Origin of the sequence: Kitasatospora sp. NPDC058243 (genome assembly GCF_042882025.1) — a bacterium.
Classification (GTDB): domain Bacteria; phylum Actinomycetota; class Actinomycetes; order Streptomycetales; family Streptomycetaceae; genus Kitasatospora.
Genome location: NZ_JBHVWW010000003.1, coordinates 111,505 through 123,304, shown reverse-complemented (window position 1 = coordinate 123,304; position 11,800 = coordinate 111,505). Strand labels below are relative to the sequence as shown.

General features: G+C 74.2%; 10 protein-coding genes. 7 read left to right on the top strand and 3 right to left on the bottom strand.

Annotation, left to right across the window (positions count from 1 at the left end):
- The 6 genes from ACFVX9_RS03610 to ACFVX9_RS03585 all read left to right on the top strand — a co-directional run.
- On the top strand, window positions 1-731 hold a 731-nt coding region (locus ACFVX9_RS03610), incomplete at its 5' end, for an alpha/beta hydrolase (RefSeq protein ID WP_387980168.1).
- Between the two features lie 46 nt (window positions 732-777).
- Entirely contained in the window at window positions 778-2,007 is a 1,230-nt protein-coding gene (locus ACFVX9_RS03605; protein ID WP_380343806.1) for an acyltransferase, read from the top strand.
- Between the two features lie 253 nt (window positions 2,008-2,260).
- Window positions 2,261-4,192, top strand: a complete 1,932-nt coding sequence (locus tag ACFVX9_RS03600; RefSeq protein WP_387980166.1) for a galactose oxidase-like domain-containing protein — start codon at window positions 2,261-2,263, stop codon at window positions 4,190-4,192.
- A gap of 37 nt (window positions 4,193-4,229) precedes the next feature.
- Window positions 4,230-6,587: a Dyp-type peroxidase gene (locus ACFVX9_RS03595; RefSeq protein WP_380374949.1), complete on the top strand. Its 2,358-nt coding sequence runs from the start codon at window positions 4,230-4,232 to the stop codon at window positions 6,585-6,587.
- Between the two features lie 96 nt (window positions 6,588-6,683).
- Entirely contained in the window at window positions 6,684-7,031 is a 348-nt protein-coding gene (locus ACFVX9_RS03590; RefSeq protein ID WP_063347451.1) for an MmcQ/YjbR family DNA-binding protein, read from the top strand.
- 159 nt (window positions 7,032-7,190) lie between these two features.
- Complete coding sequence (locus ACFVX9_RS03585; RefSeq protein ID WP_387980163.1) at window positions 7,191-8,405, top strand: alpha/beta hydrolase; 1,215 nt, start codon at window positions 7,191-7,193, stop codon at window positions 8,403-8,405.
- A 20-nt stretch (window positions 8,406-8,425) separates the two neighbouring features.
- Here the strand turns inward: ACFVX9_RS03585 and ACFVX9_RS03580 are convergent, their stop codons facing one another.
- Complete coding sequence (locus ACFVX9_RS03580) at window positions 8,426-9,409, bottom strand: helix-turn-helix transcriptional regulator (protein WP_380341030.1); 984 nt, start codon at window positions 9,407-9,409, stop codon at window positions 8,426-8,428.
- Window positions 9,410-9,510: 101 nt separating this feature from the next.
- On the opposite strand from ACFVX9_RS03580, the gene ACFVX9_RS03575 reads away from it, so the two are divergent.
- The gene (locus tag ACFVX9_RS03575; protein WP_380480087.1) at window positions 9,511-10,089 is read left to right on the top strand and encodes a TIGR03086 family metal-binding protein; all 579 of its coding nucleotides are present in this window, start codon (window positions 9,511-9,513) and stop codon (window positions 10,087-10,089) included.
- A 52-nt stretch (window positions 10,090-10,141) separates the two neighbouring features.
- On the opposite strand, the gene ACFVX9_RS03570 is transcribed toward ACFVX9_RS03575, so the two are convergent.
- Both ACFVX9_RS03570 and ACFVX9_RS03565 read right to left on the bottom strand, forming a co-directional pair.
- On the bottom strand, window positions 10,142-11,155 hold the full coding sequence (locus ACFVX9_RS03570) for an aldo/keto reductase (RefSeq protein ID WP_380374956.1): 1,014 nt from the start codon (window positions 11,153-11,155) through the stop codon (window positions 10,142-10,144).
- A gap of 69 nt (window positions 11,156-11,224) precedes the next feature.
- The gene (locus tag ACFVX9_RS03565) at window positions 11,225-11,701 is read right to left on the bottom strand and encodes a MerR family transcriptional regulator (protein ID WP_363370032.1); all 477 of its coding nucleotides are present in this window, start codon (window positions 11,699-11,701) and stop codon (window positions 11,225-11,227) included.
- Window positions 11,702-11,800: the final 99 nt, after the last annotated feature.

The following is an 11,800-nucleotide window of genomic DNA, read 5'->3' as shown; positions in this document are numbered from 1 at the left end:
CAGGAAAAGGAAGAAGCAAAGTTGGTGGGGGGGGGGAGGGGGGGTTTTTGTTCGGAACCAGGGCGGATGGGGGGGGGGTCGCGGGTTTTTCCGCCCCCCCCCCCACCGCCCGCCGCACCGCCGTCGTCGTCCCCGGCTCGGACAACGACCTGGAGAACTTCGACCGCTCCCCCGGCTCGTACGGCACCCCCGCCGGCATGGCCCGCTCGCTCCACCGGGCCACCGACCGGCAGAGCGCCGTGATCGCCTGGACCGGCTACACCACCCCGGTCGGGATCGGCCTGGGCGCCGCCACCGAGGACCTGGCCCGGGCCGGGGCCGCGCGGCTCACCCGGCTGCTCGACGGACTCGCCGTCACCACCCGCCCGCAGGCCCCGGCCACGGTGTTCTGCCACAGCTACGGCTCGGTGGTCTGCGGGCTGGCCCGCCCCGGGCCCGACCAGGCCTCCGGCGTGGTCGTCCTCGGCTCGCCCGGGATGGGCGTCGGCTCGGCCGCCGCCCTCGACCCGCGCGTCCCGCTCTGGGCCACCGCCCGCAACGACTCCGACTGGATCGGCCGGGTCCCCTACGTCTCGGTGCTCGGCCTCGGCCACGGCGCCGACCCGACCGCCCCCGGCTTCGGCGCCCGCCCGCTGCCCGCCACCGGATCCGAGGGCCACGCCGGCTACTTCGCCCCCGGCACCGCCTCGCTCACCGCCTTCGCCGCCATCGCCCTCGGCCTCGACCGCTGACCGCTGACCGCTGACCGCTGACCGCCTCACCGAAAGGAGCACCGCCATGGCCCACCCGCTGACCGCCCTGCGCCGCGCCGCCCACCAGGTCGACGCCCGCACCCCCGAGACCCGCGACCGCGCCCTGGACGGGCTGCGCGCCCTCGCCCTGCTCGCCGTGCCGGTCGGGCACTGGCTGCTCGGCGGCTTCACGCTCTCCGCCGACGGCGCCCTGCACAACGCGAGCCCGCTCTCCTCGCTCGGCGGCCTCGCCCCGATCAGCTGGGTGCTCCAGATGCTCGGGGTGTTCTTCCTGGTCGGCGGCCACTCCTCGGTCCAGTCGCTGGAGCGGGCCCGGGCCAAGGGCGTGACGTACCTGGGCTGGCTGCGCGGCCGGTCGGTGCGGCTGCTGCGCCCGGTGCTGGGGGTGACGGCCGTCTGGGCGCTGCTGATCGCGCTGCTGCCCGCGCTCGGCGTCCCCGGGGACACCGTGCGGACCGGCGCGACGCTGGTGGTGCAGCCGCTCTGGTACATCGCGGTCTACCTGGGGCTGACCGCGCTCACCCCGCTGTGCGTGGCGGCCGGGCGCCGACTGGGCGGCTGGTCGGCGGGCGTCCTGGTGGCCGCCGTCGCCGCCGTCGACCTGCTGCGGTACGGGCCGTGGGCGGAGGCGGTGCCGTCCTGGGTCGGGCTGTTGAACATCCTGCCGGGCTGGCTGTTCGGCTACCAGCTGGGCGTGCTGTGGGCGCAGGGCCGGCTCGGCCGCCCGGTGGCCCGGGTGCTGCTGGTCGGCGGCGGCGCGCTGTTCGCCACGCTGCTGCTGGCGTTCCACTACCCGGCCAGCATGGTCGGGGTGCCCGGGATGGAGCGGACCAACTCGCACCCGCCGTCCCTGCTGGTGCTGGCCCTGGCGGCGACGCAGTGCGGCGCCGCGGTGCTGCTGCGGGATCGGCTGGGCCGGCTGCTGACCCGCCGTCCGCTGCTGTGGCTGCCGGTGGTGGCGGTCAACCTCTCGGCGATGACGATCTTCTGCTGGCACCAGAGCGCGATGCTCGCGGTGGCGGTGCCCGGCGCGGCCGGACTGGGCGCCGTGCCGGGGCTGACCACCGCGCCGGACTCGATCGGCTGGGTGGCCGTCCGGGTGGCGCTGCTTCCGCTGTTCGGGGCCGTGCTGGTGGCGATCGGGTGGTTCACCCGGCGGTTCGACGGGCCGTGGACGGCCTTCTCCCGGGCCGGGAAGGCGCTGGCCGCGGCGGGTGCGGCGCTGTTCGCCGCGTACGCGCTGGGCATGGTGTGACCTGCGCCGGAGAGTGAGGCACCGGAGGGGCGCGGACCGATCGGTCCGCGCCCCTTCGGCCGTTCCGGGACCGATCCACGGCCACTCCGGGGCCGCCCGTCACAGGGGTCCGCAGCGGGATGCATCCGCATGCGAACCACCACGCACTGTGATCTCCTGTGACGGTCGGCGACCATCGCTGGACCGCGCCCGCCCGCGGCCCCTCCGTCCGCATTCGCCACCCTCCCCGCCCACCCCCTCCCCGAGGAGATCCATGTCCCCGTCCGCACCGCAGCCACGGCGCCGGGCCCGCCGCCGGCTGTCGGCCACCGCCGTGGTCTGCGCGGTGACCATCGGCACCCTGCTCGCCGCCGTCGGCCCGGCCACCGCCCACGGCGGGCCGGCCACCCCCGGCCAGAACGACCTCACCCCGCACATCGCCTCCCCCCGGGTGATGGCCGAGATGCGGGACGACGAGGTCGCCGCGCTCGGCCCCGAGCACGCCGAGGAGCACGCCCGGGCCCGCGCCGCCATCCGCGGCATCGGCGACTACCCGCAGACCACCCGCACCAACCGGTACAACGCGCTGACGGCCTCCCAGGCCAGCACCAACGCCGGCTTCGACCCGGCGGTGTTCGGCACGTTCAAGGAGTACTTCTCCTCCCCCGACTTCGGCGACCACGTCGCGCTGCTGCCGACCGGCAAGGTGCTGCTGTTCTCCTTCGAGCGGATCGAGTCCAACCCGGAGAAGGAACCCGCCCCCACCCAGACCACCGGCAAGGAGAACGCCGGCCGGGCCTTCCTCTGGGACCCGGCCAAGGGCACCGGCAAGGACGCCTTCAAACAGGTCACCCCGCCGGTCTCCGACATGCCGGACGGCCTCAACGAGCCCCGCCCGGTGCCGTTCTTCTGCTCCGGCCACTCCTTCCTGCCCAACGGCATGCTCGGCGTCTTCGGCGGGAACCTCGGCGGCAACGGCGGCACCGGCGCCAAGCTGTCGCTGGTCTTCGACCCGTGGACCGAGACCTGGACCCGCAACCCCGACATGTCGGTCGGCCGCTGGTACCCCTCGGTGGTGACCGGCGCCGACGGCCGGCAGCTGATCATGTCCGGCCAGTCCGAACTCGGCCACGGCACCCCGACCCCGGTGGTCGAGCGCTTCCCCGCCAAGGGCTTCCCCGTCCCCCAGGGCAAGAACGACACCCCGAAGAACACCCCGGTGGAGCGCTTCAAGGCCGACGCCCCGTTCACCACGGACTACCCGCACCTGTTCTCGCTCAACGACGGCAACGTCTACGGCTTCGGCCGCCAGCCCACCGAGCAGTGGAGGTTCGACCCGGTCGCCGAGTCCCGCAGCGACCTCACCGCCCGCCCGGACGGCCGCCCGCGCAACTACGGCTCCGCGGTCATGCTGCCCGGCGGCGTCAACGGCCCGGACTCCGCCCTGATCCTCGGCGGCGACCGCGACAACCCGAGCACCCTGCGCTTCTCCAACGGCAGTTGGACCGCCGAGAAGTCCCGCGCCTTCGGCCGCACCCAGGACGACACCCTCCTGCTGCCCAACGGCCGGCTGATGACCGTCAACGGCGCGTACGACATCCGCGACTACGGCAACGGCCCGTACAACCCCAACGCCGACCTCAAGTACCGCCAGGTCGAACTGCGCGACGACCAGGGCAACTGGAAGCTCGGCCCGGTCCAGCGGCTCCCGCGCGGCTACCACTCCAACGCCGTGGTCCTGCCCGACGGGCGCGTGATGGTGACCGGCGACGAGCTCCAGCAGCTCGCCAACAACCCGGACGTCAACGGCACGGTGAGCGGCATCCCCGGCACGACGGGGCCCGTCACCATGAACGGCACCATCGAGATCTACGAGCCCGCCTACCTGAACCAGGGCAGCCGGCCCCAGCTGGACCGGGCGCCGACCACCCCGGTCGGCTACGACAAGAAGTTCACCGTCACCAGCACCACCCCGGGGCTCGCCGCCAAGGCCGTCCTGCTGGCGCCGACCACGTCGACCCACTCGGTCAACACCAGCCAGCGCCACATCGAGCTGCGGCTCACCAGCCGGGCCGGCAACCGGCTGGAGTTCCAGGCCCCGCCGGACGCCAAGGCCGCGCCGCCCGGCTGGTACATGATCTTCCTGCTCAACGACCAGGGCGTGCCCAGCGTCGCGCAGTGGGTCCAGCTCAGCTCCTCGGCCTGATCCCCGAACCGCCCCCCAGCGAAGGAAAGACCCACCCATGAGCACCCCCACGGCCACCGACCTGCGGCTGCGCCAGAGCGACGAGATCCAGGGCGACATCCTGGCCGGCTTCCGGAAGGACAACGTCAGCGTCCTGTTCCTCAAGTTCGAGGACGCGGCGCGCGCCCGCGACTGGCTGCGCCGGCTGGTCCCGCAGATCGCCACCACCCGCCAGGTCGCCACGTTCAACGAGGCGTTCAGCGAGGCCAGGAGCGCCTCCGGCGGCGACGACCCCAAGTCGCTGACGGCCACCTGGCTGGGCGTCAGCTTCACCTACGAGGGCATGCGGATGCTCTCCGCCACCGACCCGTTCGCGCAGGCCCCGCCGATCGGCAGCGGCCTGGAGGCGTTCAAGGAGGGCTCGGCGCAGCGGGCCGGCGCACTCGGCGACAGCGGCGACAACTCCCCGGAGAACTGGCTGTTCGGCAACGGCAGGAACCAGCCGGTCCACGCGCTGCTGAAGATCTCCGCGGACAGCGAGAAGGACCTCCAGGCGGCCATCGAGGCCCAGCGCATCGCGGCCGCCGAGGCCCGGGTCCTGATCGCCTACCAGCAGAACGCCCAGACCCTGCTGGGCAGCCGCCGCGGCAAGGAGCACTTCGGCTTCAAGGACGGCATCAGCGAGCCCGGCGTGCGCTTCTTCGACCGGCCGGACCCGAACAACCCGGACGAGGTCGAGGGCCACCGGGGCACCCGGATCATCCCGGCCGGCGAGTTCATCTGCGGCGAGGACAACGACCCGTTCAGCTTCCCCAAGGACCAGTACCCGGACTGGACGCGCAACGGCTCCTTCCAGGTGGTCCGCCGGCTCGCCCAGGACGTCCCCGGCTGGTGGTCGCAGGTCTCGGTCAAGCTCCAGGAGCTGCGACTCGCCAAGGCCGTCCCGGACAACGCCACCACCGAGTGGCTGGCCGCCCGGATGGTCGGCCGCTGGCGCTCCGGCGCCCCGGTCTGCAAGCACCAGGACCGGGACACCCCGAACGACCCGACCTCCTCCAACGACAACGACTTCGACTTCCGGGACGACCTGGAGGGCCTGGTCACGCCGCTCTGGTCGCACCTGCGCAAGACCAGCCCGCGCGCCGCCCTCCAGGAGGACCCGAGCCACCCGCCGTTCGACCCGAACGCCCTCGACGGCCGTCGGATCATGCGCCGCGGCACCCCGTACGGCTCGCCGTTCGACCCGGCCTCGGAGGGCCCGGGCGGCCCCGACGACCCGCGCGGCCTGCTGTTCATCTGCTACCAGGCGGACATCGCCCGGCAGTTCGAGTTCATCCAGGCCGACTGGATGGACCAGCCGGACTTCCCGCCCAAGCGCAACCCGGTGCCCGGCAAGGACCCGGTCACCCAGGAGGCCCCGGACGTCGACTTCGAGAGCCGGGATCCGGACGGCACGGTCAAGCACACCCTGCTGAGCTTCCAGCAGTTCGTCCGGACCACCGGATCGGTGTACGCCTTCATGCCGTCCGTCAGCACCCTGAAGGCGCTCTGCGACGGGCGGCTCACCGGCGGGTCCGGCCAGACCACCGGGCAGCCCACCGGGCAAACGACAAACCAGACCACCGGGCAGACCCAGCAGGGCGGCGGCGGCCAGGCCGCCTCCGGCAAGGCGTACCCCTGCGACGAGTTCCTCGCCGTCCCGGACCAGCAGCGCAGGGGCGGCCAGAGCCAGTACTGGGTGTTCCACGCCGACCGGTGCCGCCGGATCTCGGTGGCCGACGGCTCCGCCCACACCGACCGCGTGGTCGACGGCGACACCGGGCTGACGGCCTGGACGTGTCTGCAGGGCGTCGGGCGGGTCGACTGCGTCCTGCCGATGCCCGACCTCCAGAACCCGGACGGCAAGAGCTGGTACTGGGTGTTCCACAGCACCGCCGGCCGCCAGCAGTACCGGGCCGTCTCGATCACCTGCGGCGGCGGATCCACGACCAGCGCCGTGGAGCGCCAGGACCGCGACCTCGGCGCCTGGAACTCGCTGGGCGGCGTCGACCGGATGGACTGCTTCCTGCCCGTCCCCGACCAGCAGCGGGTCGGCGGCAAGAGCTGGTACTGGGCGTTCCACACCACCGGCGGCCGCCAGCGCTACCGGCTGATCTCGGTGGCCGACGGCGCCGCGCACACCGACGTGTGCGAGCGCACCGACCGCGAACTCTCCCAGTGGGGCTCGCTGAACGGCCTGAGCCGGGTGGACTGCTTCCTGCCCGTCCCGGACTGCCAGCGGGTCGGCGGCCGGAGCGAGTTCTGGTGCTTCTCCGGCCAGAGCTACCGCCGGATCTCGATCGCCGACGGCAGCGGCCACCCGGACCGGCTGGTCTCCGGCGACCGCTCCTGCGACGCCTGGTCCTCGCTGCTCTGAACCGCCCGGCCCGGGCCACCCGCCCCCACCCGCCCCCCGGTGCGCCCCGCGTGCACCGGGGGGCGCGCTGTCGGTCCCCTGCCCTACGCTGCGGGCATGGTGACGTTCGAGGAGTTCCGCGCGATGGCGCTCGCCCTGCCGGAGGCCGCACAGGAGCCGACCTGGGACATCGAGACCCTGCGGATCCGCGGCCGGATCTTCGCGATGGGCGCGCCCGGGGGCCGTTCCGTCACCGTCAAGGCCTCCCCCGAGGACCAGGCCGAACTGCTCGCCGCCGAGCCCGAGGTGTTCTCCAGCGCGCCGTACGTCGGGCGGCACGGCTGGGTGAGCGTCCAGCTGGACCTGGTCGATCCGGAGGAGCTGCGCGACCTCGTCGTCGAGGCCTGGCGGCGCACGGCGCCCAAGCGGATGGTGCGCGAATTCGACGTGCGGGCCACTCTGTGACGCTGAAACGACACCGCCGGTTCATGTGAGCCATCCCACAGTTTGGGCGGGCGCGTCACCTCTCCGGGCACCCTACGCTTGCGCAGGGAAGCAGGCAGTCTCATCGCACCTCCGGGCACCGCCCGAGAAACGGTGACGGGCCCTAAGGGAGTTGGTGCGGTGCGCAACCGTCGGCGCTGGAAGCGGGTACTGATCGGGGCGTTCGCGGGCTGTGCCGTGCTCGCCGACGCCGGCGCCGCGGCGGCCCAGGCGGCCGCCTCCACCGAGCAGCTGGCGATCTCCACACCCCCGGCCGGCAGCGCCGCCTGGGTCCAGGACCACAGCTTCGACCGCACCCTGCCCGACCCGGCCACCACCACCCCGGCCGCCGCCGCCGCGTTCTTCGCCTCGCTCGCCCCCACCGAGCTGGACCGGCTGATCCGGGACTACCCGCTGGTCGTCGGCAACTTCGACGGCGCCCCGCTGGACCTGCGCTACCGCGCCAACAGGATCGCGCTGGCCGCCGAACGCGACAGCGCCCGGGCCCGCGCCGCCGACCGCAAGCTCGACGCCGACACCCGCGAGCTGGCCGTCTCCCGCGCCAACGACGTCGAGCACCTGCTCGGCCCCGACCGGCAGATCCTCGCCTTCGACCCGCGCGGCCGCGGCCTGATCACCGAGGTGTGGGGCGACCTCGCCGACGCCGAGCGGATCTCCGTCGTCGTCCCCGGCTCGGACGCCGACCTCGGCCACTTCGACCAGGCCCCCGAACCGCTGCGCTCCCCGGCCGGCATGGCCCGCGCCCTGCACACCGAGGAGCAGCGGCAGGCGCCGAACACCCGCACCGCGGTGATCGCCTGGACCGGCTACGTCACCCCGTCCGGCCTCGGCCCGGACGCCGTCACCTCCCGGCTCGCCGACGTCGGCGCGCCCCGGCTGCAGCGGCTGCTCGCCGGGCTCAAGGAGACCACCCGGCCGGACGCGCCCCCGGCCCTGCTCTGCCACTCGTACGGCTCCGTGGTCTGCGGCAACGCCGCCCCCGAGATCCCACGCGCGGCCGCCTCGCCCTCCGACACCTCCGGGATCACCGACCTGATGGTGTTCGGCAGCCCCGGCATGGGCGTGCAGAGCACCAGCGAGCTGGGCACCGGTGTGCACGTCTGGGCCACCCGCAACCCCACCGACTGGATCGGCAACGTCCCGTACCTGGAGGTCGGCGGCCTCGGCCACGGCGCCGACCCGACCGCCGGCGGCTTCGGCGCCGAGCAGATCTCCTCGGCCCGCGCGGCCGGCCACAACGGCTACTTCACCGAGGGCACCGACAGCCTGCACAACTTCGCGGCGATCTCGCTCGGCCACTACCAGGACGTCGTCCGCCCCGACCCGAACTCCTAGAGCCCGACCTACCGCTGGCCCTACTCCTGGTACAGGCGCAGGGCGTCCGCCGCCGCCCGGGCCAGCTCGCGGCGGGCCGCGAGCGGGGCCAGCACCTCGACGTCCGCGCCGAAGGCGAGCAGCGCGCGGACGGCCGCCGGCGCCGGGAAGACCATCGCCACCTCGACCCACTCCTCGGCCGGCCCGGCGCCCGCCTCCGGCGGCGGCGCGGTGACCCGGCCGCCGTGGATGCGGACGAACATGTCCAGCCGCCCGCGCCGCACCCGCACCCGGACCGGCAGCTCCTTCGGCAGCCGCTCCACCTGCTCGCGCAGCACCGCCCAGGCGTCCCCGAGCCCCACCCCGGCGCGGCGGCGCACCGCCTCGTCGGTGGTCTCGGCGGCCAGCACCCGGTCGGCCCGGAACAGCCGGGGCTCGCCGTGCAGATCGGCCACCAGGTACCAGACCGCGGCCTTGCTCACCAGCCCGTACGGGTCCACGGTGTACTCCACCGGCGCCGGCGTGCCGCTGTGCCGGTAGCTCAGCCGCAGCCGCCGGTCGGCGAACACCGCGTACTGCAGCTCGCCCAGTTCGGGGCCGGCCGCGGCGCCGGCCGCCGGGCCGCTCTGCAGCCAGCGGGCCGGGTCGACCAGGATCCGCTCGGTGATCCGCTCGGCGGCCGGGCGGTGCGGGGCCGGCAGCGCGGCCATCACCTTGCGCAGCGCCGAGCCGAGCGCGCCGTCCAGCCCGAGGTCGCTGTGCGCGCCCTGGGCGGAGAGCACGAACAGCGCCCGGGCCTCGTCCGCGGTCAGTCCGGTGACGTCGGTGCGGTAGCCGGGCAGCAGGCTGATGCCGCCGTGGCGGCCGCGTTCGGTGAACACCGGCACGCCGGCGGCGGAGAGCGACTCCACGTCGCGGTAGATGGTGCGGACGGACACCTCCAGGCGCCCGGCCAGTTCGGTGGCGGGCACCCGGCCGCGGGTCTGGAGCAGGAGCAGGATGGAGAGCAGGCGGTCGGCCTTCATGGCAGCAGAATCCCAGCAATCCTGACGGCGGTTGTCAGGTTTTACTGGGAGATTGCCGTTCGAGACCGAAAGCCCGCACCACCCCAGGGAGCTGATTCCACGTGAACTCCGTCCAGGACGCCCGCCCGCAGTACCTGCTCGCCCTCGGCCAGTTGGAGAAGCTGTTCGCCGAGATCACCCCGGACGTCCTCGACCGGCCCACCCCGTGCAGCGCGTTCACGCTGCGGGAGCTGCTGAGCCACGTGGTCGGCGGCATCCACCGGTTCGCCTACCTGGGCGAGGGCGGCCGGGCCGAGGACGTCGTCGCCGCCACCGGGGACCTGGCGGACGACGCCTGGCCGGGCGCGCTGGACCGGGCCCGCGCCCGGGCCGTCGCGGCCTGGGCGGACGACGCCGCGCTGGACCGCCCGGCCCACGCGCCCTGGGGCGTGGTGCCCGGCCGGATCGCGGTCGGCGGCTACCTGATGGAGACGGTCGCGCACACCTGGGACATCTCCCGGGCGCTCGGCTCCCGGCAGCCGCTGGACGACGCCCTGGCGCACGCCGCGCTGGCCGTCGCCCAGGCCGTCCTGTCGGCCGAGCACCGCGGCGGGGCGGTCCCGTTCGGCGAGGTGCGGCCGGTCGCCCCGGACGCCGACGTGCACACCCGGCTGGCCGCCTGGCTCGGCCGGGAGGTCTGAGCAGGCGCCCGGGACGGGGGGAGCGGCCCGGGCGGCCGCTCCCCCACCGCCGCTACTCCCGGCCGACCTGGGTGAAGCGCATGTCCGGGTAGCGGTCCCCGGCCACCTCGCCCGCCACCGGCTCCAGCCGGGCCAGTTCCTCGGCGGTGAGCCGCAGCGTGGCGGCCGCGGTGTTCTCGGCGAGCCGGCTGCGCTTGCGGGTGCCGGGGATCGGCACGACGGTCAGCCCGTGCACCTCGGCCCGCTGGTGCACCCAGGCCAGCGCGACCTGCGCGAGGGTCACCCCGCGGGCCGTCGCGATCTCCCGCAGCGGCGCCAGGAGTTCGGCGTTGGCCGCCGCGTTGGCGCCGGTGAAGCGCGGCTGGGTGCGCCGGACGTCGTCCGCCGCGAGCTGCTCGGCGGCCTGGAACGCCCCGGTCAGGAAGCCCCGGCCGAGCGGTGAGTACGGCACGAAGGCGACGCCCAGTTCGGCCGCGGCCGGCACCGCCGTGCGCTCGACGTCCCGGGCGAACACCGACCACTCGGACTGCAGCGCGGCGATCGGGTGGATCGCGTACGCCTCGCGCAGTTCGGCGCCCGTCACCTCGGACAGCCCCAGTCGGCGCACCTTGCCGGCCCGGACCAGCTCGGCCATGGTGCCGACCGAGTCGGCCAGCGGCACGGCCGGGTCGCGGCGGTGCATGTAGTAGAGGTCGATCTCGTCCACGCCGAGGCGGCGCAGCGAGGCGTCGACGGCGGCCCGGATGTACGCCGGGTCGTTGCGGATGCCGCGGTGACTCGGGTCGTCCTCCTTGCGCTCCACGGCGAACTTGGTGGCGAGCACCACCCGGTCGCGGTTGGCGCGGACGAAGGGGCCGATCAGCTCCTCGTTGCGGCCGAAGCCGTAGGCGTCGGCGGTGTCGAACAGGGTGACGCCGGCTTCCAGGGCGGCGTCCAGGGTGGCGAGCGCCTCGGGCCGGTCGGTCGGGCCGTAGAAGTCGCTCATGCCCATGCAGCCGAGGCCCTGGACGCCCACGAACGGGCCGTCGGTGCCGAGTCGGGCGGTGGGGAGGACGGGAACGGTCATCGCTCTGCTTCTTCCTCTGCGTGCGGCGCATGCGTGCGGCGTACTCCGCGTGCGGCGTGCTGATGGCGGCTACTCGTGGCGGCGGACGGCCGGTTCGTCGGACGCGGCGATCCGGCCGGAGTACAGGTCGATCTTGTAGTCGAGGACGGCGAGGGTGGCCTGGAGGTCGGCGACCCGTTGGCGGACCTCCTCGCGCTGGTCGACCAGCAGTTGGCGCCGCGCCTCGTAGGTCCGCTCACCCTCGCGGGCCAGCTCCACGTAGCGGAGCATGTCGGCGATCGGCATGCCGGTCAGCCGCAGCCGGCCCAGGAAGGCCAGCCGGTGCAGGTCGGCGTCGCAGTAGCGGCGCTGGCCGCTGGCGGAGCGGTCGACCGGGTCGAGCAGACCGATCCGCTCGTACCAGCGCAGGGTGTGCGCGGTGAGCCCGCTGGCCACGGCGACCTCGCTGATGGTGTGCCGCGGGGTCCGGTCCGGATCGCCGACCGGGCGCTGGTACACGTCGGCGCAGGTCCGCAGGTCGAGCTGGACGGGTGCGAGCGTGGCCATGATCGGTTACCCCCTGTGGTGAGCGGTGACGACGACGCTATCGAGTTGGAGTGCACTCCAAGCAAGCCTCGCACCCGGGTGCTCCCGCCACCCGTTTTC

What these genes read in the sequence shown, in the direction of transcription:
- ACFVX9_RS03605 (WP_380343806.1), top strand. Translation starts at nt 778, where the DNA reads ATGGCCCACCCGCTGACCGCCCTGCGCCGCGCCGCCCACCAGGTCGAC.
- ACFVX9_RS03600 (WP_387980166.1), top strand. Translation starts at nt 2,261, where the DNA reads ATGTCCCCGTCCGCACCGCAGCCACGGCGCCGGGCCCGCCGCCGGCTG.
- ACFVX9_RS03595 (WP_380374949.1), top strand. Translation starts at nt 4,230, where the DNA reads ATGAGCACCCCCACGGCCACCGACCTGCGGCTGCGCCAGAGCGACGAG.
- ACFVX9_RS03590 (WP_063347451.1), top strand. Translation starts at nt 6,684, where the DNA reads ATGGTGACGTTCGAGGAGTTCCGCGCGATGGCGCTCGCCCTGCCGGAG.
- ACFVX9_RS03580 (WP_380341030.1), bottom strand. Translation starts at nt 9,409, where the DNA reads ATGAAGGCCGACCGCCTGCTCTCCATCCTGCTCCTGCTCCAGACCCGC.
- ACFVX9_RS03570 (WP_380374956.1), bottom strand. Translation starts at nt 11,155, where the DNA reads ATGACCGTTCCCGTCCTCCCCACCGCCCGACTCGGCACCGACGGCCCG.
- ACFVX9_RS03565 (WP_363370032.1), bottom strand. Translation starts at nt 11,701, where the DNA reads ATGGCCACGCTCGCACCCGTCCAGCTCGACCTGCGGACCTGCGCCGAC.